Source organism: Streptomyces sp. NBC_00353 (assembly GCF_036108815.1).
Lineage (GTDB): Bacteria > Actinomycetota > Actinomycetes > Streptomycetales > Streptomycetaceae > Streptomyces.
Genome location: NZ_CP107985.1, coordinates 4737717 through 4761640 on the forward strand (window position 1 = coordinate 4737717; position 23924 = coordinate 4761640).

General features: G+C 69.1%; 18 protein-coding genes and 2 pseudogenes. 4 read left to right on the forward strand and 16 right to left on the reverse strand.

The features are described from left to right. Both fahA and OHA88_RS21385 read left to right on the forward strand, forming a co-directional pair. Positions 1-1230 (forward strand): fumarylacetoacetase, encoded by a 1230-nt coding sequence (gene fahA / locus OHA88_RS21380; protein WP_267003163.1) that lies wholly within the window; start codon positions 1-3, stop codon positions 1228-1230. After that, positions 1227-1913, forward strand: a pseudogene (locus OHA88_RS21385) (GOLPH3/VPS74 family protein). The gene fahA and the pseudogene OHA88_RS21385 overlap by 4 nt, the downstream one beginning before the upstream one ends. 33 nt (positions 1914-1946) lie before the next feature. Here the strand turns inward: OHA88_RS21385 and recQ are convergent. The 15 genes from recQ to OHA88_RS21460 all read right to left on the reverse strand — a co-directional run bounded on the left by recQ (position 1947) and on the right by OHA88_RS21460 (position 20047). Then, complete coding sequence (gene recQ / locus OHA88_RS21390; protein ID WP_328626683.1) at positions 1947-3959, reverse strand: DNA helicase RecQ; 2013 nt, start codon at positions 3957-3959, stop codon at positions 1947-1949. Positions 3960-4086: 127 nt separating this feature from the next. Next, a complete protein-coding gene (gene nuoN, locus OHA88_RS21395; protein ID WP_328626684.1) occupies positions 4087-5751 on the reverse strand; it encodes an NADH-quinone oxidoreductase subunit NuoN in 1665 nt (554 codons plus the stop codon). Then, positions 5748-7319 (reverse strand): NADH-quinone oxidoreductase subunit M, encoded by a 1572-nt coding sequence (locus tag OHA88_RS21400; RefSeq protein WP_267003171.1) that lies wholly within the window; start codon positions 7317-7319, stop codon positions 5748-5750. The genes nuoN and OHA88_RS21400 overlap by 4 nt, the downstream gene beginning before the upstream one ends. Positions 7320-7323: 4 nt before the next feature. Continuing rightward, positions 7324-9219 (reverse strand): NADH-quinone oxidoreductase subunit L, encoded by a 1896-nt coding sequence (gene nuoL, locus OHA88_RS21405; RefSeq protein WP_328626685.1) that lies wholly within the window; start codon positions 9217-9219, stop codon positions 7324-7326. 14 nt (positions 9220-9233) lie between these two features. Further along, the gene (nuoK, locus tag OHA88_RS21410; protein ID WP_024493678.1) at positions 9234-9533 is read right to left on the reverse strand and encodes an NADH-quinone oxidoreductase subunit NuoK; all 300 of its coding nucleotides are present in this window, start codon (positions 9531-9533) and stop codon (positions 9234-9236) included. Next, positions 9530-10354: an NADH-quinone oxidoreductase subunit J gene (locus OHA88_RS21415; protein WP_326628168.1), complete on the reverse strand. Its 825-nt coding sequence runs from the start codon at positions 10352-10354 to the stop codon at positions 9530-9532. The genes nuoK and OHA88_RS21415 overlap by 4 nt, the downstream gene beginning before the upstream one ends. After that, positions 10351-10980, reverse strand: a complete 630-nt coding sequence (gene nuoI / locus OHA88_RS21420) for an NADH-quinone oxidoreductase subunit NuoI (protein ID WP_326605217.1) — start codon at positions 10978-10980, stop codon at positions 10351-10353. The genes OHA88_RS21415 and nuoI overlap by 4 nt, the downstream gene beginning before the upstream one ends. Continuing rightward, positions 10973-12397, reverse strand: coding sequence for an NADH-quinone oxidoreductase subunit NuoH (gene nuoH, locus OHA88_RS21425; RefSeq protein ID WP_328626686.1), 1425 nt, complete (start codon positions 12395-12397; stop codon positions 10973-10975). Before nuoH ends, nuoI begins: the two co-directional genes overlap by 8 nt. After that, the gene (locus OHA88_RS21430) at positions 12394-14901 is read right to left on the reverse strand and encodes an NADH-quinone oxidoreductase subunit G (RefSeq protein ID WP_328626687.1); all 2508 of its coding nucleotides are present in this window, start codon (positions 14899-14901) and stop codon (positions 12394-12396) included. The genes nuoH and OHA88_RS21430 overlap by 4 nt, the downstream gene beginning before the upstream one ends. Next, complete coding sequence (gene nuoF / locus OHA88_RS21435; protein WP_326605214.1) at positions 14898-16277, reverse strand: NADH-quinone oxidoreductase subunit NuoF; 1380 nt, start codon at positions 16275-16277, stop codon at positions 14898-14900. The genes OHA88_RS21430 and nuoF overlap by 4 nt, the downstream gene beginning before the upstream one ends. Then, positions 16277-17056 carry an NADH-quinone oxidoreductase subunit NuoE gene (gene nuoE / locus OHA88_RS21440; protein WP_328629751.1) on the reverse strand — a complete coding sequence of 260 codons (780 nt, stop codon included), beginning with the start codon at positions 17054-17056 and terminating at the stop codon, positions 16277-16279. Before nuoE ends, nuoF begins: the two co-directional genes overlap by 1 nt. A 29-nt stretch (positions 17057-17085) precedes the next feature. After that, positions 17086-18408 (reverse strand): NADH-quinone oxidoreductase subunit D, encoded by a 1323-nt coding sequence (locus OHA88_RS21445; protein ID WP_328626688.1) that lies wholly within the window; start codon positions 18406-18408, stop codon positions 17086-17088. Next, on the reverse strand, positions 18408-19118 hold the full coding sequence (locus tag OHA88_RS21450; RefSeq protein ID WP_267003189.1) for an NADH-quinone oxidoreductase subunit C: 711 nt from the start codon (positions 19116-19118) through the stop codon (positions 18408-18410). Before OHA88_RS21450 ends, OHA88_RS21445 begins: the two co-directional genes overlap by 1 nt. Then, a complete protein-coding gene (locus OHA88_RS21455; RefSeq protein ID WP_030975705.1) occupies positions 19115-19669 on the reverse strand; it encodes a NuoB/complex I 20 kDa subunit family protein in 555 nt (184 codons plus the stop codon). The genes OHA88_RS21450 and OHA88_RS21455 overlap by 4 nt, the downstream gene beginning before the upstream one ends. Before the next feature lie 18 nt (positions 19670-19687). Continuing rightward, positions 19688-20047 carry an NADH-quinone oxidoreductase subunit A gene (locus tag OHA88_RS21460; protein WP_003992243.1) on the reverse strand — a complete coding sequence of 120 codons (360 nt, stop codon included), beginning with the start codon at positions 20045-20047 and terminating at the stop codon, positions 19688-19690. Between the two features lie 761 nt (positions 20048-20808). Between OHA88_RS21460 and OHA88_RS21465 the strand changes: the two genes are divergently transcribed. Next, complete coding sequence (locus OHA88_RS21465; protein WP_328626689.1) at positions 20809-21618, forward strand: C40 family peptidase; 810 nt, start codon at positions 20809-20811, stop codon at positions 21616-21618. Between the two features lie 362 nt (positions 21619-21980). On the opposite strand, the gene OHA88_RS21470 is transcribed toward OHA88_RS21465, so the two are convergent. After that, positions 21981-23264: a geranylgeranyl reductase family protein gene (locus OHA88_RS21470; protein ID WP_267003193.1), complete on the reverse strand. Its 1284-nt coding sequence runs from the start codon at positions 23262-23264 to the stop codon at positions 21981-21983. 97 nt (positions 23265-23361) lie between these two features. Here OHA88_RS21470 and OHA88_RS21475 point away from each other — a divergent pair. Then, positions 23362-23923, forward strand: a pseudogene (locus tag OHA88_RS21475) (GNAT family N-acetyltransferase). The last annotated feature ends 1 nt before the right edge of the window (position 23924 follow it).

The window sequence follows — 23924 nt, forward strand, 5'->3', positions numbered from 1 at the left end:
ATGCCCGAGCAGAGCAGCCCGCTCGATCTGGCCGAGGGCGATCCCTTCGGTCCGCACAACCTTCCCTACGGCGTGTTCTCCACGACCGGCCACCCCGCGGAGCGCCGGGTGGGTGTCCGCATCGGCAACCATGTGCTGGACGCCGGAGCCGCGGCACACGCGCTCGGCTCGCCCTACGCGCAGCTCCTCGCCCAGCCGGACCTGACCGCGCTGCTGTCGGCCGGCCGCACCGCCTGGCGGGACGTCCGGCGGGCGCTGACCGCATGGGTGACGGTCCCGGCACACCGTGCGGACATCGAGCCATTGCTGCATCCCGTCGAGTCGGTGACGCTCCATCTGCCGTACCAGGTCGCGGACTACGTCGACTTCTACGCGAGCGAGAACCACGCCACCAACGTCGGAAGGATCTTCCGCCCGGACGGCGACCCGCTCACCCCCAACTGGAAGCACCTCCCGATCGGCTACCACGGCCGGTCCGGCACCGTCGTCGTCTCCGGAACGGATGTGGTGCGCCCCGCCGGCCAGCGCAAGGCGCCCTCCGACGCCGCCCCGGTCTTCGGCCCCTCGGCCAAGCTGGACATCGAGGCCGAGGTCGGCTTCCTCGTCGGCGTGGGGTCCGAGCAGGGCCGGCCGGTCGCGCTCGGCGACTTCCGCGACCATGTGTTCGGGCTCTCGCTGCTCAACGACTGGTCGGCGCGGGACATCCAGGCGTGGGAGTACGTCCCGCTGGGCCCGTTCCTCGGCAAGTCCTTCGCCACGTCCGTCTCGGCGTGGGTGACCCCGCTCGAAGCCCTGGAATCGGCCCGGATCGCACCGCCTGCCCGGGACTTCCCGCTCCTCCCCTATCTGGAGGACGGGGCCGAGGAGGAGCCCGGCGGCCTGGACCTGCGGATCGCCGTCGCGATCAACGGACAGCTGGTCGCCGAGCCGCCGTTCGCCACCATGTACTGGACGGCGGCCCAGATGCTGGCGCAGATGACGGTGAACGGCGCGTCGCTGCGTACCGGCGACCTGTACGGCTCCGGCACGGTCAGCGGCCCCGAGGCGGGCCAGCGCGGCTCCCTGCTCGAGCTCACCTGGAACGGACGCGACCCGCTGGACCTCCCGGACGGCAAGCGGACGTTCCTGGAGGACGGCGACACGGTGACGATGACGGCCTGGGCGCCGGGCCCGCACGGCACGCGGGTGGGTCTCGGCGAAGTGACGGGCCGAATCGTGCCGACACCATGACTCCGGCCCACCCGGGTCTCACGCTCCCCGAGGAACTGCTGCTGCTCGCACTGGACCCGCAGCGGGGCAAGCCGTACTGCCGCAATCGCTTCCTGGAGTACGGGATGGCGGGCGCGGTCCTCGCGGAGCTGGAGCTCTAGGGCCGGATCACCGAGCAGCTCGGCCGGATACGGGTGATCAACCCGCTGACTCCCCAGGACCCGCTCCTCGCGCAGGTCCTGGGGAGTCTGCCGGCCCCGGACAAGGGCAGGTTCACGGGCGGCGTCAGCGCGAAGCGGTGGATCCGGCGGACCGGCCGGCAGGTCGAGGAGCTGTGCCTGGACCACCTGGTCGACCGCGCGGTCCTGCGCAGGGAGACCCGCCGCTTCCTCGGCCTGCTGCCGTACCACCGCCACCCGGCGGCGGCCCCGGACCTGCCGGCCGCGGTCCGGGAGCGCTTCACGGCCGCCCGGACGGCCGGCTTCCCGGACCCGCGCAGCCGCACGCTGGCCGCGCTGGTCTCGGCGATCGGCCTGTCGAGCGCGGTGGCGCAGGGCGGCTGGCGGGCCCGTTCGGCGATGCGCGACCTCGTACGCCAGGAGTGGACCGCGCACGCGGTGCACCAAAACGTCCGTCAGGACAAGGCGAACCGGAGCGGCGGGAGCGCGGGCGGCAGCGGAGGAAGCAGCGGCGACGGAGACTGAGCGGGGGCTGTCCGCCCCCGCCCGCGCGCGGGCTCACTCGTACTCGGGCGGCTCCTCGTCCCAGCCGAACTCAGGGTCCGCATCAGGGACCGCGGGTGCGACCGGGCGTGGAGCCGCCGGCTGACGCGTTGCCTCCACCGGATGCGCGGCCGGCTCCCCGTCGCCCGGCTCGGGCGCCCCGGCCTCCCCGAACGACGCGAGTACCTCCAGCACCCCCTCGCCGTACGTCGCCAGCTTCTTCTCGCCGAGGCCGCTGATCGTGCCCAGCTCGGTCAGGGAGCCGGGGCGCAGGGAAGCGATCTCCCGCAGCGTCGCGTCGTGGAAGATGACGTACGCCGGGACGCCCTGCTCCTTCGCCTGGGCGCCGCGCCAGGCACGCAGCGCCTCGAAGACCGGTACGGCCTCCGGGGCCAGCTCGACGACAGCCGCCGCCGCCTTCGGGCTCCGTTCGCCCTTCGAGGAGCGCGACGCGGGCTTCGGCGCCTCCTTGCGCAGCCGTACCTCCCGCTCCCGGCCGAGCACCGAAGCGCTCTGCTCGGTGAGCACCAGCGTGCCGTACTCGCCCTCGACCTCCAGCAGGCCCTGGGCCAGCAACTGCCGCACCACGCCTCGCCATTCCGCCTCGGACAGCTCCTCGCCGATCCCGAACACCGACAGCTGGTCGTGATCGAACTGGATGACCTTCGCGGTCTTGCGACCCAGCAGGATGTCGATGATCTGGCCGGCGCCGAACTTCTGACCGCGCTCCCGCTTCAGCCGCACCACGGTGGACAGCAGCTTCTGCGCGGCCACCGTGCCGTCCCAGGTCTCGGGCGGGGTGAGGCACGTGTCGCAGTTGCCGCAGGCCGCCTTCTGCGGCTCCTGGCCGAAGTACGTCAGCAGCCGGGCGCGGCGGCAGTCGGCGGTCTCGCACAGGGCGAGCATCGCGTCGAGGTGGGCGCCCGCGCGGCGGCGGAACGCCTCGTCGCCCTCGCCGCCCTGGATCAGCTTGCGCTGCTGCACGACGTCCTGGAGGCCGTAGGCCATCCAGGCCGTGGACGGCAGCCCGTCGCGGCCCGCGCGGCCGGTCTCCTGGTAGTAGCCCTCGACGGACTTCGGCAGGTCGAGGTGGGCGACGAACCGTACGTCCGGCTTGTCGATGCCCATGCCGAACGCGATCGTCGCCACGACGACCAGGCCGTCCTCGCGCAGGAACCGCGCCTGGTGGTGCGCCCGCGTCCCGGCGTCCAGACCCGCGTGGTACGGGACGGCCTCGATGCCGTTGCGACAGAGGAACTCGGCTGTCTTCTCCGTCGAGTTGCGCGACAGGCAGTAGACGATGCCGACATCCCCGGCGTGCTCCTCCTTCAGGAAGGACAGCAGCTGCTTCTTCGGGTCGGACTTCGACACGATCCGGTACTGGATGTTGGGCCGGTCGAAGCTGGCGACGAAATGCTTCGCGTCGGGCATGCCGAGGCGCTGGGTGATCTCCTGGTGCGTGGCGTTCGTCGCCGTCGCCGTCAGAGCGATCCGCGGTACGTCGGGCCAGCGCTCGCCGAGCACGGACAGGGCCAGATAGTCCGGCCGGAAGTCGTGGCCCCACTGGGCGACGCAGTGCGCCTCGTCGATGGCGAAGACGGAGATCTTGCCCCGCCCCAGCAGATTGAGGGTGGAGTCCAAACGCAGCCGCTCCGGTGCCAGATAGAGCACGTCGAGCTCACCGGCGAGAAATGCGGCCTCCATCACACGGCGCTCGTCGAAGTCCTGCGTGGAGTTGACGAAACCGGCGCGCACGCCGAGCGCCCGCAGCGCGTCCACCTGGTCCTGCATGAGGGCGATCAGCGGGGAGATCACAATGCCCGTACCGGGTCTCACCAGGGCCGGGATCTGGTAGCAGAGGGACTTTCCGGCACCGGTCGGCATCAGGACGACGGCGTCACCGCCCGCCACCACATGGTCGACGATTGCTTCCTGCTCGCCGCGGAACGCCTCGTAGCCGAACACTCGATGCAGCGTCCGCAATGCGTCGCTCTCGGTCACACCCATGGTCACGCCCGTCCCGCTCATCGCTCTGTCCCCCGGGGTCTGCCCTGTTCTGTCCGGCACCGTCCCTGCCACGATAAGCGCCGCCTACGACAACGCCGGACGGGCTTGACTTCTGGGGCCCGTCCGGCGTTTGCGTGGTCTCTGCGCGTTACCGCACGAACACTCCCGCCTGGCTCGCCAGGTCGAGGAAGTACTGCGGGGCCAGGCCCAGCACCAGCGTGACCGCGACGCCGACCGCGATCGTCGTCATCGTCAGCGGCGACGGGACGGCGACCGTCGGGCCGTCCGCCTTCGGCTCGCTGAAGAACATCAGCACGATGACCCGGATGTAGAAGAACGCGGCGATCGCGGACGAGATCACACCGACCACGACCAGACCGCCGGCCCCGCCCTCCGCCGCCGCCTTGAAGACCGCGAACTTTCCGGCGAAGCCCGAGGTCAGCGGGATACCGGCGAAGGCCAGCAGATACACCGCGAAGACCGCGGCGACCAGCGGCGAGCGCCGGCCGAGCCCGGCCCACTTCGACAGGTGCGTCGCCTCGCCTCCCGCGTCGCGCACCAGGGTGACGACGGCGAACGCGCCGACCGTCACGAAGGAGTACGCGCCCAGGTAGAAGAGCACCGAGGAGATGCCGCTGGGGGTCGTCGCGATGACACCGGCGAGGATGAAGCCGGCGTGCGCGATGGACGAGTAGGCCAGCAGTCGCTTGATGTCGGTCTGGGTGATGGCGACGATCGCACCGCCCAGCATCGTGACGATCGCGACGGCCCACATGACCGGCCGCCAGTCCCAGCTGAGGCCCGGCAGCACCACGTACAGCAGGCGCAGCAGCGCACCGAACGCGGCGACCTTCGTGGCCGCGGCCATGAAGCCGGTGACCGGGGTCGGGGCGCCCTGGTAGACGTCCGGGGTCCACATGTGGAACGGGACGGCACCGACCTTGAAGAGCAGCCCGGTCAGGATCATCGCGCCGCCGATCAGCAGCAGCGCGTCGTTGCCCATGGTGTCGGCGAGCGCCGGGTCGATCTGGGTGACGGATCCGTCGACCACATCGGCGACGGCCGCGTACGAGACGGAGCCCGCGTACCCGTACAGCAGGGCGATCCCGAAGAGCAGGAACGCCGACGAGAAGGCGCCGAGCAGGAAGTACTTCACCGCGGCCTCCTGCGACATCAGCCGCTTGCGGCGGGCGACGGCACACAGGAGGTAGAGCGGGAGGGAGAAGACCTCCAGGGCCACGAAGAGCGTCAGCAGATCGTTGGCCGCCGGGAAGACCAGCATGCCGGCCACCGAGAAGAGGAGCAGCGGGAAGACCTCGGTGGTGGTGAAGCCCGCCTTGACCGCGGCCTGCTCGCTCTCGCTGCCGGGGACGGACGCGGCCTGTGCGGCGAACGAGTCGACGCGGTTGCCGTGCGCCACGGGGTCGAGCCGGCGCTCGGCGAACGTGAAGACGGCGACCAGCGACGTCAGCAGGATGGTGCCCTGCAGGAACAGGGCGGGTCCGTCGACGGCGATGGCACCCATCGCGGCGATGTGTGCCTTCGTCGTGCCGTACCCCCCGGCCGCGAGGCCGACGACCGCGGCGAACGCGGCGGCGAGGGCGACTACGGTCAGGAAGACCTGCGTGTAGTAGCGGGCCCGGCGCGGCACGAAGGCCTCGACGAGTACGCCGACGACGGCGACACCGATCACAATGAGGACCGGGGTCAGCTGGGCGTACTCGATGACCGGTGCGTTGAACTTCTCTTTCGGGGCGGCCGATGTCACCCCGCCCGCCATTGTCCACAGGCTGTGGACAGCTGTTGCGCTCACTTGGCGGCCTCCACCTCAGGCTGGGGGTCCTTCTTCTGGACGTCCGACATGGTGTGCTGCACCGCCGGGTTGACGATCTCCGTCAGCGGCTTCGGATAGACACCCAGGAAGATCAGCAGCGCGATCAGCGGGAGGACCACCACCAGCTCCCGGGCCTTGAGGTCGGCCATGCCCTGGACCCCGGCCTTCACCGGGCCCGTCATCGTCCGCTGGTAGAGGACGAGGACGTAGAGCGCGGCGAGCACGATGCCGGTGGTGGCGACGATGCCGGCCGCCGGGTAGGCGCTGAACGTGCCGACCAGGACCAGGAATTCGCTGACGAACGGGGAGAGCCCGGGCAGCGACAGGGTGGCGAGTCCGCCGATCAGGAAGGTGCCGGCCAGGACCGGCGCCACCTTCTGCACTCCGCCGTAGTCGGCGATGAGCCGCGAACCGCGCCGGGTGATCAGGAAGCCGGCCACCAGCATCAGCGCGGCCGTCGAGATGCCGTGGTTGACCATGTAGAGCGTGGCGCCCGACTGGCCCTGGCTGGTCATCGCGAAGATACCCAGGATGATGAAGCCGAAGTGCGAGATCGACGCGTAGGCGATCAGCCGCTTGATGTCGCGCTGGCCGACGGCGAGCAGCGCCCCGTACACGATGCTGATCAGCGCCAGGACCAGGATCACCGGCGTCGCCCACTTGCTGGCCTCCGGGAACAGCTGGAGGCAGAAGCGGAGCATCGCGAACGTGCCGACCTTGTCGACGACCGCGGTGATCAGGACGGCGACCGGTGAGGTCGCCTCCCCCATGGCGTTGGGCAGCCAGGTGTGCAGCGGCCAGAGCGGGGCCTTCACCGCGAAGGCGAAGAAGAACCCGAGGAACAGCCAGCGTTCGGTGCTGGTCGCCATGGACAGCGACCCGTTGGCGCGGGCCTCGGCGATCTCGGAGAGCGAGAAGGTGCCCGCGACGACATACAGGCCGATGACGGCGGCCAGCATGATGAGCCCGCCGACCAGGTTGTAGAGCAGGAACTTCACGGCTGCGTAGGAGCGTTGCGCCGCGGCGTTCTCGTCGCTGCCGGCGTGGGCCCGGTCCCCGAAGCCGCCGATGAGGAAGTACATCGGGATGAGCATGGCTTCGAAGAGGATGTAGAAGAGGAAGACGTCGGTGGCCTCGAAGGAGAGGATCACCATCGCCTCGACCATCAGGATCAGGGCGAAGAAGCCCTGGGTGGGGCGCCAGCGCGAGGACTTCGTCTCCAGGGGGTCGGCATCGTGCCAGCCGGCCAGGATGACGAACGGGATCAGCAGGGCGGTGAGCGCCATGAGCGCCACCCCGATGCCGTCCACCCCGAGTTCGTACCGGACGCCGAAGTCCTTGATCCAGGCGTGTGATTCGGTGAGCTGATAGCGGGCGCCGCCGGGCTCGAAGCGGGCGAGCGCGACGCCCGCCAGCACGAGCGTGGCCAGCGAGAAGAGCAGCGCCAGCCATTTGGCGGCGGTGCGCCGGGCGGCCGGGACGGCTGCGGTGGCGATCGCGCCGATCGCCGGGAGCGCCGCCGTCGCTGTCAGGAGGGGAAAGGACATGTGATCAGACCGCCCTCATCAGCAGGGTCGCGGCGATGACGACCGCCGTACCGCCGAACATCGAGACCGCGTAGGAGCGGGCGTAGCCGTTCTGCAGCTTGCGCAGCCGGCCGGAGAGCCCGCCCATCGACGCGGCCGTACCGTTGACGACGCCGTCGACCAGGGTGTGGTCGACGTACACCAGGGAGCGGGTCAGGTGCTCGCCGCCGCGGACCAGGACCACGTGGTTGAAGTCGTCCTGCAGGAGGTCGCGGCGGGCGGCCCGGGTGAGCAGCGAGCCGCGCGGGGCGACGACCGGTACCGGCCGGCGGCCGTACATCGTCCAGGCGATGGCGACGCCGATGACGAGCACCACCATGGTGGCGCCGGTGACGGTCGCGGCACCGACCGGCGATTCTCCGTGGCTGTGGCCGGTGACCGGCTCCAGCCAGTTCAGGAAGCGGTCGCCGATGGAGAAGAAGCCTCCGGCGAAGACCGAACCGAACGCCAGGACGATCATCGGGATCGTCATCGACTTCGGGGACTCGTGCGGATGCGGCTCATGGCCTTCCGCATCGGGCTGCCACCGCTTCTCGCCGAAGAACGTCAGCAGCATCACGCGCGTCATGTAGAACGCGGTGATCGCGGCGCCCAGCAGCGCGACACCGCCGAGGATCCAGCCCTCGGCGCCACCCTTGGCGAACGCCGCCTCGATGATCTTGTCCTTGGAGAAGAAGCCGGACAGGCCGGGGAAACCGATGATCGCCAGATAGCCGAGGCCGAAGGTGATGAAGGTGACCGGCATGTACGTGCGCAGGCCGCCGAACTTCCGCATGTCGACCTCGTCGTTCATGCCGTGCATGACCGAACCGGCGCCGAGGAAGAGCCCGGCCTTGAAGAAGCCGTGCGTCACCAGGTGCATGATCGCGAAGACGTAGCCGATCGGGCCGAGCCCGGCGGCCAGGATCATGTAACCGATCTGCGACATCGTCGACCCGGCGAGGGCCTTCTTGATGTCGTCCTTCGCGCAACCGACGATCGCACCGAAGAGCAGCGTGACCGCACCGACGACCACGACGACCAGCTGTGCGTCCGGCGCGGCGTTGAAGATCGCGCCGGAGCGGACGATCAGGTAGACGCCCGCGGTCACCATGGTGGCGGCGTGGATGAGGGCGGAGACCGGGGTCGGACCCTCCATCGCGTCACCGAGCCAGGACTGCAGCGGCACCTGGGCCGACTTGCCGCAGGCGGCGAGCAGCAGCATCAGGCCGATCGCCGTCAGCTTGCCCTCGCTCGTCTCCCCGGTCGATGCCAGGACGGGTCCGAAGGCGAACGTGCCGAACGTGGTGAACATCAGCATGATCGCGATCGACAGGCCCATGTCGCCGACCCGGTTGACCAGGAACGCCTTCTTGGCGGCGGTGGCCGCACTGGGCTTGTGCTGCCAGAAGCCGATCAGCAGGTACGACGCCAGACCGACGCCCTCCCACCCGACGTACAGCAGCAGGTAGTTGTCGGCGAGGACCAGCAGGAGCATCGCCGCGAGGAACAGGTTCAGATAGCCGAAGAACCGGCGCCGGCGCTCGTCGTGCTCCATGTAGCCGATCGAGTAGATGTGGATCAGGGTGCCCACACCGGTGATCAGCAGCACGAACGTCATCGACAACTGGTCGAGCTGGAAGGCCACATCGGCCTGGAAGCCCTCGACCGGGATCCAGCTGAACAGGTACTGGTGCAGCGCCCGGTGCTCGGCGCCCTTCCCCAGCATGTCGACGAAGAGAACCGCACCGATGACGAATGAAACGGCGGCGAGCAGCGTGCCGATCCAGTGTCCGGAGCGGTCCAGCCGACGGCCTCCGCAGAGCAGGACGGCCGCTCCGAGCAGGGGCGCCGCGACGAGCAGCGCAATGAGGTTGTCCACGATTCAGCGTCCCCTTACAACTTCATCAGGCTGGCGTCGTCGACCGAGGCCGAGTGGCGGGAACGGAACAGCGACACGATGATCGCGAGCCCGACCACGACCTCGGCGGCGGCGACGACCATCGTGAAGAAGGCGATGATCTGGCCGTCGAGGTTGCCGTGCATCCGGGAGAAGGTGACGAACGCGAGGTTGCAGGCGTTGAGCATCAGCTCGACGCACATGAACACCACGATCGCGTTCCGCCTGATCAGCACCCCGGACGCGCCGATGGTGAACAACAGAGCGGCGAGATAGAGGTAGTTGACCGGGTTCACTTGGCGACCCCCTCTTCTTCGTTGTCACGGCCGAGCCGCTCCTCGGAGCGCTGCTCCAGGGCCTTGAGCTGGGCGAGCGACTCGTTCGACACGTCACGGATCTGGCCGCGCTTGCGCAGCGTCTGCATGACGGTGAGCTCGGACGGGGTGCCGTCCGGGAGCAGACCGGCGATGTCCACCGCGTTGTGCCGGGCGTAGACGCCGGGGGCGGGCAGCGGCGGCAGGTGCTTGCCGCGTACGCGCTCCTCGGACATCTCCCGCTGGGTCTTGGCCCGTTCGGTGCGCTCGCGGTGGGTGAGCACCATCGCGCCGACTGTCGCCGTGATCAGCAGGGCGCCGGTGATCTCGAAGGCGAAGACGTACTTGGTGAAGATGAGGCTGGCCAGCCCCTCGACGTTCCCGCCGTGCGCGGCATTGGCGGTGCCGAGTCCGTTGAAACTGTTCAGGGATGCGTGGGCGATGCCCGCGATCAGCAGCACACCGAAGCCGAGTCCGCACCCCGCGGCCAGCCAGCGCTGACCCTTGAGGGTCTCCTTCAGTGAGTCCGCCGCCGTGACACCGACGAGCATGACCACGAAGAGGAACAGCATCATGATCGCGCCCGTGTAGACGACGATCTGGACGACGCCGAGGAAGTACGCGCCGTTGGCGAGGTAGAAGACCGCCAGGACGATCATGGTCCCGGCGAGGCTCAGCGCACTGTGCACGGCCTTCTTCATCAGTACGGTCGACAGCGCGCCGACCACGGCGACCGTGCCGAGCAGCCAGAACTGGACGGCCTCCCCGGTCGATGTGAGGGAGGCTGCGGCGAGGCCGGTCATGCGTCCACCTCCTGGGCCGCGCCGTTGTTCTCGTTGTCGTCGTCGGACGGCTTCTCGCCCTTGGAGACCGCGACCTGACGCTCCGTACCGGGCGCGGCCTCCGTCACCAGGCCCCGGTAGTAGTCCTGCTCGTCCATCCCCGGGTAGATCGCGTGCGGGGAGTCGACCATGCCTTCCTCCAGGCCCGCGAGCAGCTCGGCCTTGGTGTAGATGAGGCTCTCGCGGGTGGTGTTGGCGAGCTCGAACTCATTGGTCATCGTCAGCGCCCGGGTCGGGCAGGCCTCGATGCACAGTCCGCAGAGAATGCAGCGCGCGTAGTTGATCTGGTAGACGCGGCCGTAGCGCTCACCCGGGGAGTAGCGCTCCTCGTCGGTGTTGTCCGCGCCCTCCACATAGATGGCGTCGGCCGGACAGGCCCAGGCGCACAGCTCGCAGCCGACGCACTTCTCCAGGCCGTCGGGGTGACGGTTGAGCTGATGCCGGCCGTGGAAGCGCGGCGCCGTCACCTTCTGCTGTTCCGGGTACTGCTCGGTCAGCCGCTTCTTGAACATGGCCTTGAAGGTCACGCCGAAGCCGGCCACAGGGTTCTGGAACTTCTCCCCCGAGGGTTCCGATGACTCAGGCACCGTCAGCCTCCTTTCCGTCACTCGGACTTGCGCCCATCTGACTGCCGTCACTCTGAGTATCCGACCCGCCACTGACAACGAGCTCCCGCTCATGCCGTGACCTGCGGCGCGGTACCGGCGGCAGGGTCTGTCCGGGCAGCGGTGGCACCGGGAATCCGCCCGCCATCGGGTCGAACGCGGGTCCTGGTTCCGGTGCCGGTTCCGCCCCGGCCCCCTTGGCCGAGCGGTCCCTGAAGATGTCGGCGACGAAGGAGACCAGCAGGATCGCGATCACGGCGCCCGCCACGGACAGCAACAGCGTGTTGAAGTCGTAACCGTCGTTGCGCAGAGCCCGCACAGTCGCGACCAGCATCAGCCAGACCACGGAGACCGGGATCAGGATCTTCCAGCCGAGCTTCATCAGCTGGTCGTAGCGGACGCGGGGCAGGGTGCCGCGCAGCCAGATGAAGAAGAACAACAGCAGCTGGACCTTGATGACGAACCAGAGCATCGGCCACCAGCCGTGGTTCGCCCCCTCCCAGAAGGTGCTGATCGGCCACGGGGCCCGCCAGCCGCCCAGGAACAGGGTCGTGGAGACCGCGGAGACGGTGACCATGTTGACGTACTCGGCGAGCATGAACATCGCGAACTTGATCGACGAGTACTCGGTGTTGAAGCCGCCGACCAGGTCGCCCTCGGACTCCGGCATGTCGAACGGGGCACGGTTGGTCTCGCCGACCATCGTGACGATGTAGATGATGAATGAGACCGGCAGCAGGATGATGAACCAGCGGTCGTGCTGCGCCTCCACGATCTTCGAGGTCGACATCGACCCGGAGTAGAGGAAGACGGAGGCGAACGCCGCGCCCATCGCGATCTCGTACGAGATCATCTGCGCGCAGGAGCGCAGGCCGCCGAGGAGCGGGTACGTCGATCCGGAGGACCAGCCGGCCAGCACGATGCCGTAGATCCCGACCGAGGCGACCGCGAGGATGTAGAGCATCGCGATCGGCAGGTCGGTGAGCTGCATCGCCGTACGGTGGCCGAAGATCGAGACCTCGTTGCCGGACGGGCCGAACGGGATCACCGCGATCGCCATGAACGCCGGTACGGCGGCGACGATCGGCGCGAGGACATAGACGACCTTGTCCGCCCGCTTGACGATGACGTCTTCCTTCAGCATCAGTTTGATGCCGTCGGCGAGTGACTGGAGCATGCCCCAGGGGCCGTGCCGGTTGGGGCCGATGCGCAGCTGCATCCAGGCGACGACCTTGCGCTCCCACACGATGGAGAAGAGCACGGTCACCATCAGGAACGCGAAGCAGAACACCGCCTTGATGACGACGAGCCACCAGGGGTCGGTGCCGAACATCGACAGATCCTCGGCGGCGAGTACGACACGGTCGGGTGCCGCGGCCAGTTGAGCGAGGGCAGTCACGCTCGCACCTCCGGTGTGACGTCGGGAGTACCCGGTGCGGCGGGGCCGATCCGGACCAGGCCGCCGGGGTGGGCGCCGGTGTCGGCCGGGACACCCCGCCCGACGGAGTTCAGCGGCACCCAGACCACCCGGTCCGGCATGTCGGTGACCTGCAGCGGGAGTTCGACGCTGCCGGACGGTCCGGTGACGGCCAGCAGATCGCCGTCCTTCACCCCCGTCTCGGCGGCGGTGACGGCGGAGAGCCGGGCGACCGCGGCGTGCCGGGTGCCGGCCAGCGCGGCGTCGCCCTCCTGGAGCCTGCCCTGGTCGAGCAGGAGCCGGTGGCCCGCGAGGACCGCCTCGCCGTCGCCTGCCCGGGGCAGCGGCTGCGCCGACTCGTGCGGGTCGGAGGCGTGCGTGCCGGTCCAGCCGCCGAGCCGGTCCAGCTCACGGCGTACGGACTTCACATCCGGCAGCGCGAAGTGGACGTCCAGCGCGTCGGCCAGCATGTGCAGGACCCGGGCGTCCGTCGGGGCGGGCGCCCGCGTCAGCTGCTCGGGCTTGAGCGCGGCCTCGAACATCCGTGCCCTGCCCTCCCAGTTGAGGAAGGTGCCGGCCTTCTCGGCCACCGCGGCGACCGGGAACACCACGTCGGCCCGCTCGGTGACCTCGCTGGGCCTCAGCTCCAGCGAGACGAGGAAGCCGACCTGGTCCAGTGCCTCCAGGGCGCGTGCCGGGTCCGGCAGGTCGACGGCCTCGACGCCGGCGACGAGCAGTGCGCCCAGTTCGCCGGTGGCCGCGGCCTCGACGATCTGGCCGGTGTCGCGGCCGAACCGGGCGGGGAGTTCGGCGACGCCCCAGACGGCCGCCACCTCGTCCCTGGCCCGCGGGTCGGTGGCCGGGCGGCCGCCGGGCAGCAGCGACGGGATCGCGCCCGCCTCCACCGCACCGCGCTCGCCGGCCCGGCGCGGGATCCACACCAGCCGGGCCCCGGTCGCGGTCGCGGCCCGTACCGCGGCGGTCAGCCCGCCCGGCACCGCGGCCAGTCGCTCGCCGACCACGATCACGGCGCCCTCGCCACGCAGCGCCTCGGCGGCCGCGGCCCCGTCGCCGTCGAGCCCGACGCTGCCCGCGATCGCGTCCAGCCACTCGGTCTCGGTGCCGGGTGCGGCGGGAAGCAGCGTGCCGCCCGCCTTCGTCAGTCCGCGGGTGGCGTGCGAGGCGACGGCGAAGGTGCGCTGGCCGTGCTTGCGGTTGGCCTTGCGCAGCCGCAGGAAGACGCCGGGCGCCTCCTCCTCCGACTCGAAGCCGACCAGCAGCACGGTCGACGCCTTCTCCAGCGTGGTGTACGTGAGGCCGCTGCCGTCCAGGTCACGTCCGCGTCCGGCGACGCGGGCGGCCAGGAAGTCGGCCTCCTCGCTGCTGTGCACCCGGGCCCTGAAGTCGATGTCGTTCGTATCGAGGGCGATCCGGGCGAACTTGCTGTACGCGTACGCGTCCTCGACGGTCAGCCGGCCGCCCGTGAGGACACCGGTCCTGCCGCGTGCGGCGGCGAGCCCTGCGGCCGCGGCCTCCAGCGCCTCGGGCCAGCTCGCCGGTGCGAGGACGCCGTCCTCGTTGCGTACCAGCGGAGTGGTGAGCCGGTCCCGCTGCTGCGCGTAACGGAACCCGAAGCGGCCCTTGTCGCAGACCCACTCCTCGTTGACCTCGGGGTCGTTGGCGGCGAGCCGCCGCATGACCTTGCCGCGCCGGTGGTCGGTGCGGGTCGCGCAGCCGCCCGCACAGTGCTCGCAGACCGACGGCGACGACACCAGGTCGAAGGGCCGGGAGCGGAATCGGTAGGCCGCCGAGGTCAGCGCGCCGACCGGGCAGATCTGGATGGTGTTGCCGGAGAAGTACGACTCGAACGGGTCGCCCTCGCCCGTACCGACCTGCTGGAGCGCGCCGCGCTCGATCAGCTCGATCATCGGGTCGCCCGCCACCTGGTTGGAGAACCGGGTGCAGCGCGCGCAGAGCACACACCGCTCACGGTCCAGCAGCACCTGGGTGGAGATCGGGACGGGCTTCTCGTACGTCCGCTTCTTCCCGTCGAACCGGGAGTCCGGGTCGCCGTGCGACATCGCCTGGTTCTGCAGCGGGCACTCGCCGCCCTTGTCGCAGACCGGGCAGTCCAGCGGGTGGTTGATCAGCAGCAGCTCCATCACCCCGCGCTGCGCCTTGTCGGCGACCGGTGAGGTGAGCTGCGACTTGACGACCATGCCGTCGGTGCAGGTGATGGTGCAGGACGCCATCGGCTTGCGCTGGCCCTCGACCTCGACGATGCACTGCCGGCAGGCGCCGGCCGGGTCGAGGAGCGGGTGGTCGCAGAAGCGCGGGATCTCGATCCCGAGGAGCTCGGCGGCCCGGATGACCAGGGTGCCCTTCGGCACGCTGATCTCGATGCCGTCGATCGTCAGCGTGACAAGGTCCTCGGGCGGGACCGCCGCCTCGCCGCCCCCGGAGGGCGCACTTGTGGTGACTGTCATGCGTTCACCCCCTGGTGAGCGTTCTTGTCGTCGGCCCAGGCGGTCGACTTGGCGGGATCGAAGGGGCAGCCCTTGCCGGTGATGTGCCGCTCGTACTCCTCGCGGAAGTACTTCAGCGAGGAGAAGATCGGCGACGCGGCGCCGTCGCCGAGGGCGCAGAAGGACTTGCCGTTGATGTTGTCGGCGATGTCGTTCAGCTTGTCGAGGTCGGCCATCTGTCCCTTGCCGGCCTCGATGTCGCGGAGCAGCTGGACGAGCCAGTAGGTGCCCTCGCGGCACGGCGTGCACTTGCCGCAGGACTCATGGGCGTAGAACTCGGTCCAGCGGGTGACGGCACGCACGACGCATGTCGTCTCGTCGAAGCACTGGAGCGCCTTGGTGCCGAGCATGGAGCCTGCGGCGCCGACGCCCTCGTAGTCGAGGGGCACATCGAGGTGCTCGTCGGTGAACATCGGGGTGGAGGAGCCGCCCGGGGTCCAGAACTTCAGCCGGTGGCCGGGGCGCATGCCGCCGCTCATGTCGAGCAGCTGGCGCAGCGTGATGCCGAGCGGCGCCTCGTACTGGCCGGGGCTGGCGACATGCCCGCTGAGCGAGTACAGCGTGAAGCCCGGGGACTTCTCGCTGCCCATCGACTTGAACCAGTCCTTGCCCTTGCTCAGGATCGCGGGAACCGACGCGATGGACTCGACGTTGTTCACCACAGTGGGGCAGGCGTACAGACCGGCGACCGCGGGGAAGGGGGGCCGCAGCCGGGGCTGGCCGCGTCGCCCTTCGAGCGAGTCGAGCAGCGCGGTCTCCTCACCACAGATGTACGCGCCCGCGCCCGCGTGCACGGTGAGTTCCAGGTCGAGCCCCGAGCCCAGGATGCTCGTCCCGAGGTAGCCCGCCTCGCGGGCCTCGCGCACGGCCTCGTGCAACCGCCGCAGTACCGGGACGACTTCACCGCGCAGATAGATGAAGGCGTGCGAGGAACGGATCGCGTAGCAGGCGATCACGATGCCCTCGATGAGGCTGTGCGGGTTGGCGAAGAGGAGCGGGATGTCCTTGCAGGTCCCGGGTTCCGACTCGTCGGCGTTGACCACCAGGTAGTGCGGCTTGCCGTCGCCCTGCGGGATGAACTGCCACTTCATGCCGGTGGGGAAGCCGGCGCCGCCGCGGCCGCGCAGTCCGGAGTCCTTGACGTACGCGATGAGGTCGTCCGGCGACATGGCGAGGGCCTTGCGCAGCCCCTCGTAGCCGCCGTGGCGCCGGTAGGTGTCCAGGGTCCAGGACTCGGGCTCGTCCCAGAAGGCGGAGAGCACGGGCGAGAGCAGCTTCTCGGGGCTGGCCCCGCTGCCGTTGCCGCCCCCGTCGTTGATTTCGGCTGCCAATGTCATCACTCCCCCTCCTCAGCTGCGGGACCGGCCGGGTGGTCCGGGTCGGCCGGCTGCGGACGGTCCTGCGGAGCTTCCGCGCGGGCTGCCTCGCCGCGCGGGGCGACGACCTTCGGGTGCGGCTCCTCGCCCCTCGCCAGCCGGAGGCCGACGAGCGAGGCGGGGCCGGCGCCGCCGGTCGCCTCGACGGCGCCGGGGCGCTGGTCGGGGAAGCCGGCCAGGATCCGGGCGGTCTCCTTGTACGAGCAGAGCGGGGCGCCCCGGGTGGGTTCGACGGTGCGCCCGGCGATCAGGTCGTCGACGAGCTGTGTCGCGCTCTCGGGCGTCTGGTTGTCGAAGAACTCCCAGTTGACCATTACGACGGGTGCGAAGTCGCAGGCCGCGTTGCACTCGATGTGTTCGAGGGTGACCTTGCCGTCCTCGGTCGTCTCGTTGTTGCCGACACCGAGGTGCTGCTTGAGCCGGTCGAAGATGGCGTCGCCGCCCATCACCGCGCACAGCGTGTTGGTGCAGACGCCGACCTGGTAGTCGCCGCTCGGCCTGCGCCGGTACATCGAGTAGAAGGTGGCGACTGCGGTGACCTCGGCGGTGGTGAGGCCGAGCAGCTCGGCGCAGAGCGCCATGCCCGTACGGGAGACGTACCCCTCCTCGGACTGCACCAGGTGCAGCAGCGGCAGCAGCGCGGAGCGGCTGTCGGGGTAGCGGGCGATCACCTCCTTCGCGTCCGCTTCGAGCCTGGCGCGCACCTCGGCCGGGTAGGCGGGGGCGGGGAGCTGCGGCATCCCCAGACTGACTTCCTGACGTACTTCGGTCACCGGTCGACGCCTCCCATCACGGGGTCGATGGACGCGACGGCGACGATGACATCGGCGACCTGGCCGCCCTCGCACATCGCCGCCATGGCCTGAAGATTGGTGAAGGACGGGTCGCGGAAGTGGACCCGGTAGGGGCGGGTTCCGCCGTCCGAGACGACATGCACGCCGAGCTCGCCCTTGGGCGACTCGACGGCGGTGTACGCCTGGCCGGCCGGGACCCGGAAGCCCTCGGTCACCAGCTTGAAGTGGTGGATCAGGGCCTCCATGGAGGTGCCCATGATCTTCTTGATGTGGTCGAGCGAGTTGCCGAGCCCGTCGGGTCCGAGCGCGAGCTGCGCGGGCCAGGCGATCTTCTTGTCGGCGACCATCACCGGTCCCGGGGCGAGCCGGTCGATGCACTGCTCGATGATCCGCAGCGACTGGCGCATCTCCTCGAGACGGACGAGGAAGCGGCCGTAGGCGTCGCAGCTGTCGGCGGTGGGGACGTCGAACTCGTAGTTCTCGTAACCGCAGTAGGGGTCTGTCTTGCGCAGGTCGTGCGGCAGCCCGGCGGAGCGCAGGATCGGACCGGTGGCGCCCAGCGCCATGCAGCCGGTCAGGTCGAGGTAGCCGACGTCCTGCATGCGGGCCTTGAAGATGGGGTTGCCGGTGGCGAGCTTGTCGTACTCCGGCAGGTTGTTCCTCATGGTCTTCACGAACTCGCGCAGCTGGTCGACCGCGCCCGGCGGCAGGTCCTGGGCGAGTCCGCCGGGCCGGACGAACGCGTGGTTCATCCGGAGCCCGGTGATCAGCTCGAAGAGATCGAGAACCAGTTCACGATCGCGGAACCCGTAGATCATGATCGTGGTGGCGCCGAGCTCCATACCGCCGGTGGCGATGCACACCAGGTGCGAGGAGATCCGGTTGAGCTCCATCAGCAGGACGCGCAGGACGCTCGCCCGGTCGGGGATCTGGTCCTCGATGCCGAGCAGCTTCTCGACGCCCAGGCAGTACGCCGTCTCGTTGAAGAACGGCGTCAGGTAATCCATGCGCGTGACGAACGTGGTGCCCTGGGTCCAGTTCCGGAATTCGAGGTTCTTCTCGATGCCGGTGTGGAGGTAGCCGATGCCGCAGCGGGCCTCGGTGACGGTCTCGCCGTCGATCTCCAGGATCAGCCGCAGCACGCCGTGCGTGGACGGGTGCTGGGGACCCATGTTGACGATGATGCGCTCGTCGTCGGACTTGACCGCCGACTCGACGACCTCGTCCCAGTCACCGCCGGTGACTGTATATACAGTCCCCTCGGTCGTGGCCCGGGGCGTTGCATGTGGAGTAGACATCAGGAGTACGACCTCCGCTGGTCCGGAGCCGGGATCTGGGCGCCCTTGTACTCGACGGCGATGCCACCGAGCGGGTAGTCCTTGCGCTGCGGGAAGCCCTGCCAGTCGTCCGGCATCATGATCCGGGTGAGAGCCGGGTGCCCGTCGAAGATGAGCCCGAAGAAGTCGTAGGTCTCACGCTCGTGCCAGTCGTTCGTCGGATAGACCGTGACGAGCGACGGGATGTGCGGGTCGCTGTCCGGGGCCGAGACCTCCAGCCGGATCAGCCGGCCGTGAGTGATCGACCGCAGGTGGTAGACGGCGTGCAGCTCCCGACCCTTGTCGCCGAGGAAGTGGACACCGCTCACCCCCGTACAGAGCTCGAAGCGCAGAGCCGGGTCGTCGCGCAGGGTCCGAGCCACGGTGGGCAGGTGCTCGCGGGCGATGTGGAAGGTGAGTTCGCCGCGGTCGACGACGGTCTTCTCGATGGCGTTCTCGGGAAGCAGGTCCTGTTCCTCCAGGGCCCCTTCGAGTTCGTCGGCCACCTCGTCGAACCAGCCGCCGTACGGCCGGGGCGTGGCGCCCGGCAGCGTCACCGTGCGGACGAGGCCGCCGTAGCCGGAGGTGTCACCGCCGTTGTTGGCGCCGAACATGCCCTTCCGTACGCCGATGACCTCGCCGGTCTCGTCGCGCGGCGCGGGTACGCCGTTGCTGTTCTGCTCGTCGCTCACCGCAGCAGCCCCTTCATCTCGATCAGGGGAAGCGCCTTGAGTGCCGCGTCCTCCGCCTCGCGGGCGGCCTCCTCCGCGTTGACCCCGAGCTTGGAGCTCTGGATCTTCTGGTGGAGCTTGAGAATGGCGTCCATCAGCATCTCGGGACGCGGCGGGCAACCCGGCAAATAGATATCGACCGGGACAATATGATCAACACCTTGCACAATGGCGTAATTGTTGAACATCCCACCCGATGACGCACAAACCCCCATGGAGATAACCCACTTGGGATTCGGCATCTGGTCATAGACCTGCCTCAGGACGGGTGCCATCTTCTGACTGACCCGCCCTGCCACGATCATCAGATCCGCCTGCCGCGGCGATCCGCGGAAGACCTCCATCCCGAAACGGGCCAGGTCGTAGCGCCCGGCTCCGGTCGTCATCATCTCGATGGCGCAGCAGGCGAGGCCGAAGGTGGCAGGGAATACGGATGACTTCCGCACCCAGCCGGCGGCCTGCTCGACAGTGGTCAACACGAAGCCGCTGGGCAGCTTCTCTTCGAGTCCCATGGTGTGCCCCTCAGCCCCTCAGTCCCATTCCAGGCCGCCGCGACGCCATACATACGCATAGGCGACGAAGACGGTGAGCACGAAGAGCAGCATCTCGACGAGCCCGAAGATCCCCAGGGCGTCGAAGGTGACCGCCCAGGGATAGAGGAAGACGATCTCGATGTCGAAGACGATGAAGAGCATCGCCGTCAGGTAGTACTTGATGGGGAAGCGGCCGCCTCCGGCTGGAGTGGGGGTGGGTTCAATACCGCACTCGTACGCTTCGAGCTTTGCTCGGTTGTATCGCTTCGGGCCGATAAGCGTGGCCATGACCACGGAGAAGATCGCAAACCCTGCCCCGAGGGCGCCGAGCACGAGGATGGGCGCGTAGGCATTCACGCTCCTCGCTCCTTCCAGTCGTCCTTGACCGTTGGACCGCATCGGGCGACCGGCTCGCCACCTCACCAAGATCGTGCACATGTGAGGCAGTTCACAAGCCCGACTGCCCCGCATCCTATGCCTGCCGTCCTGTGATCTGCGACACGGGGTGCTACACGGGCTTTGTGATCTCCACCACCAGGCGAAGGATCATGAAGCCGGATGAGAGGTGATCTTCGTACGCAAAGCGGCCGGGTGATCACGAGACGTGACATCTGATGTTGTTACCGCTGGTCAAAGCGATGTTCCACTAACAATCAGACGCCTCGACATGCAAATTGGCAATGGGCGACGGGGAGTGATAAGAGGATCCGTCCCGATCTGAACTCACCCGCGCGAGGGGTTCACGGGGAGCGAAGTGGACACGTGCGCACATTCGCGATCTTCCGGGTGAAAGGCCACTCGCCCGGCACCGCCGACGGCACCAGGTGCGCCGGGCGCTCTTATGCCCGCCACGTAACAGTCATGCTGTGACCTGTGTCACTCCACTCGACCTTCAACAAAAGCGGGCTTGGCCATTGGTGTGAACGGATGGTAAGCGGCGGGCAATTCGGGCGAATTCCCGAAAGACCGTGATCACAGCGGTGATCACCCCTGCCCGTTTTGCCCGTTACGGCGTCAATAAGGGTCGCCAGAAAGCGGATTCACAGATTCCGTACGTAACTGTGTCGCAACACACGTTTCTTGAAGGGACCCCTGAGGCCCTGATAGCGCTAGTACCCATGTCCCACACCGCTCACATACCCAGCCACCGGAAGCCCCGCCGAAACGCCTCGAAGACGGCGCTGCGGGCCGGAGTTGCCGGTGGCGTCCTCAGCACCATCGCGGTCGCCGCAGCCGCCGGTCCGGCCCAGGCCGAGCCGGTGACTCAGACCATCGAGATGCCCACCCTCACCTCCGGGCTCTCCACCGCCGTCGCCGCATCCGCCGAAGCCACGCAGCAGGTCGCCCTGGACCTGGAGACGCAGGCCCACGAGGACGCCGCCGCCACCACCGCCGCCAAGGCCGCCAAGACGGCCAAGGCCGAGGCCGTGCGCAAGGCGGAGGCCAAGAAGAAGGCGGAGGCGGCCGCCAAGGCCAAGGCCGAAGCCGCCCTGCGCGCCTCCCGCTCCGAGGCCCGTACGACGCTCAGCGCCACGTCCGGCTCCACCTCCGTCGCCTCCTCGTCGAGCGCAACAGGTTCCGCCGCGTCCGTCGTCTCGTTCGTCAAGGCTCAGGTCGGCGACGCGTACGTGTCCGGCGGCACCGGCCCCAACTCCTGGGACTGCTCCGGTCTGGTCCAGGCCGCGTTCCGCTCGGTGGGCGTCGACCTCCCCCGCGTCTCGCAGGCCCAGTCGACCGCCGGCACCCAGGTCTCCCTGAGCAACCTTCAGCCGGGCGACATCCTGTACTGGGGCGGTGCGGGCTCCGCGTACCACGTCGGTGTCTATGTGGGCGGCGGCCAGTTCGTCGGCGCGCAGAACCCGAGCACCGGTGTGGTGCTCCGCTCCCTGGACTACGACCCGCCGTCGGGCGCGGTCCGCGTTCTCTGAGTTCCCCGGGTTCTCCGAGTTCACTGAGTTCTCGGATTCACAAGCGCATGTGATCCGGCTGAGGGCCGTCACTCCCCGCTCGGGAGTGACGGCCCTCAGCCGTGCGTACCGCCCCGGTCGACTCCGAACTCGCCCCGGGTCGAAGGTGTTCGGAAGCCCCGGCCCGAAGCGCACCTCGTCGATGCGCTCGAGGGGTTCCAGCTCGGGCGGCCGGCAATGACCCCCAGGTCTGCTCACGGGTGCACTGCTCGGCTGTCTTCCCGTAGGGAATGCCCGGCTTGTCCCACTCGGAGGCGATCGCCGGGACACAGACGGGACCGTCGCGGCCCACGCCCCGGAGAACGTGGGCCGTCATCCCGGCTTCAGGAGCGCGGGGCCACCTTCGCCAGGCCGTTGATGATGCGGTCCATCGCGTCGCCGCCCGTCGGGTCGGTGAGGTTGGCCAGCATCTTCAGCGTGAACTTCATCAGCAGCGGGTGCGTCAGACCGCGCTGCGTGGCGATCTTCATGACCTTCGGGTTGCCGATCAGCTTCACGAAGGCCCGGCCCATCGTGTAGTAGCCGCCGTAGGTCTCCTTGAGGACCTTCGGGTAGTTGTGCAGCGCCAGTTCGCGCTGGGCGGGGGTCGCACGGGCGTGCGCCTGGACGATGACGTCCGCGGCGATCTGGCCCGACTCCATGGCGTATGCGATGCCTTCGCCGTTGAACGGGTTGACCATGCCGCCCGCGTCACCGACGAGCAGCAGCCCCTTGGTGTAGTGCGGCTGGCGGTTGAAGGCCATCGGGAGCGCGGCGCCGCGGATCGGGCCCGTCATGTTCTCCTCGGTGTAGCCCCAGTCGGCAGGCATCGAGGCGCACCACGCCTTGAGGACCTCGCGCCAGTCCAGCTCCTTGAACGCGGAGGACGAGTTGAGGATGCCGAGGCCGACGTTGGACGTGCCGTCGCCCATGCCGAAGATCCAGCCGTAGCCGGGCAGCAGCCGGTCCTGGGGGCCGCGCCGGTCCCACAGTTCCAGCCAGGACTCCAGGTAGTCGTCGTCGTGCCGGGGCGAGGTGAAGTACGTACGCACCGCCACACCCATCGGGCGGTCCTCGCGGCGGTGCAGGCCCATGGCGAGCGACAGCCGGGTGGAGTTGCCGTCGGCGGCGACGACGAGCGGAGCGTGGAAGGTGACCGGGGTCTTCTCCTCACCGAGCTTGGCGTTCACCCCGGTGATGTGGCCGGTGCGCCCGTCGACGATCGGAGCGCCGACGTTGCAGCGCTCGTACAGCCGCGCGCCCGCCTTCTGTGCCTGGCGGGCCAGCTGCTCGTCGAAGTCGTCGCGCTTGCGGACCAGACCGTAGTCCGGGTACGAGGCGAGTTCCGGCCAGTCCAGCTGGAGGCGGACGCCACCGCCGATGATGCGCAGACCCTTGTTGCGCAGCCAGCCGGCCTCTTCGGAGATGTCGATGCCCATGGAGACGAGCTGCTTGGTGGCTCGCGGGGTGAGGCCGTCGCCGCACACCTTCTCGCGCGGGAAGGCGGTCTTCTCCAGCAGGAGAACGTCGAGTCCGGCCTTGGCGAGGTAGTACGCGGTCGTGGAGCCGGCTGGGCCTGCCCCGACGACGATCACATCCGCGCTGTGTTCGGAGAGGGGCTCGGTCACGGTCGGATCTCCCGAAGACTCGAAATCGCGTGCCGCGCGGCACATGTCCCGTGCAGTCTATGGGGGCCTGCTGATCGACCTTCCGAAGGGCTCCCCGATGTCGGCCGTGCCCCCCGCCGCCCCTTCCGTGCACCTGCGTGTCCCGACGGACGAGGACGCCTTCTCCTGGCACCGGGCGTTCGACGACCCCGAGGTCATGGAGTTCTTCGGCGGTACACCGGCGGAGCTCTCTCTCTACGAGGAGTGGACCGCCCTTCCCCAAGCTCTCAGCTTCGTTCGAGCAGGGGAGACCCCATGCGCAGGCACGACGCCGAACTCGGCTACTGCCTGTGGACCGTGCTCGGCGAGGACGGTGAGGTGGTCGGCTTCACCGGTGCGCAGCCGTGGTCGCAGACCGCGTACGGCCCGGTGGGCGAGACCGAGATCGGCCGGCGGCTCGGCCGGGCGGCCTGGGGCCGGGTTACGCCACCGCCGCCGCGCGCCTCACGCCGGAGCGGCTGCGCGCGGCCGGGGTGGAGCGGGTGGTGGCGGCGATCGACTCGCGCAACGAGCGGTCGATCGCCGTGGCCCGACGGCTGGGGACGAAGCGGGCGGAGACCTTCACGACCGAGCGGTCGGAACAGGTGGTGCAGTGCTTCCGGCCGGCGCTGAATGCGTGAC

Bases quoted from the DNA above. Each gene is read 5' to 3' on its own strand.
- fahA (WP_267003163.1), top strand. From the start codon at position 1: ATGCCCGAGCAGAGCAGCCCGCTCGATCTGGCCGAGGGCGATCCCTTC.
- recQ (WP_328626683.1), bottom strand. From the start codon at position 3,959: ATGAGCGGGACGGGCGTGACCATGGGTGTGACCGAGAGCGACGCATTG.
- OHA88_RS21400 (WP_267003171.1), bottom strand. From the start codon at position 7,319: ATGTCCTTTCCCCTCCTGACAGCGACGGCGGCGCTCCCGGCGATCGGC.
- OHA88_RS21415 (WP_326628168.1), bottom strand. From the start codon at position 10,354: ATGACCGGCCTCGCCGCAGCCTCCCTCACATCGACCGGGGAGGCCGTC.
- OHA88_RS21430 (WP_328626687.1), bottom strand. From the start codon at position 14,901: ATGACAGTCACCACAAGTGCGCCCTCCGGGGGCGGCGAGGCGGCGGTC.
- nuoF (WP_326605214.1), bottom strand. From the start codon at position 16,277: ATGACATTGGCAGCCGAAATCAACGACGGGGGCGGCAACGGCAGCGGG.
- nuoE (WP_328629751.1), bottom strand. From the start codon at position 17,056: ATGCCGCAGCTCCCCGCCCCCGCCTACCCGGCCGAGGTGCGCGCCAGG.
- OHA88_RS21445 (WP_328626688.1), bottom strand. From the start codon at position 18,408: ATGTCTACTCCACATGCAACGCCCCGGGCCACGACCGAGGGGACTGTA.
- OHA88_RS21455 (WP_030975705.1), bottom strand. From the start codon at position 19,669: ATGGGACTCGAAGAGAAGCTGCCCAGCGGCTTCGTGTTGACCACTGTC.
- OHA88_RS21465 (WP_328626689.1), top strand. From the start codon at position 20,809: ATGTCCCACACCGCTCACATACCCAGCCACCGGAAGCCCCGCCGAAAC.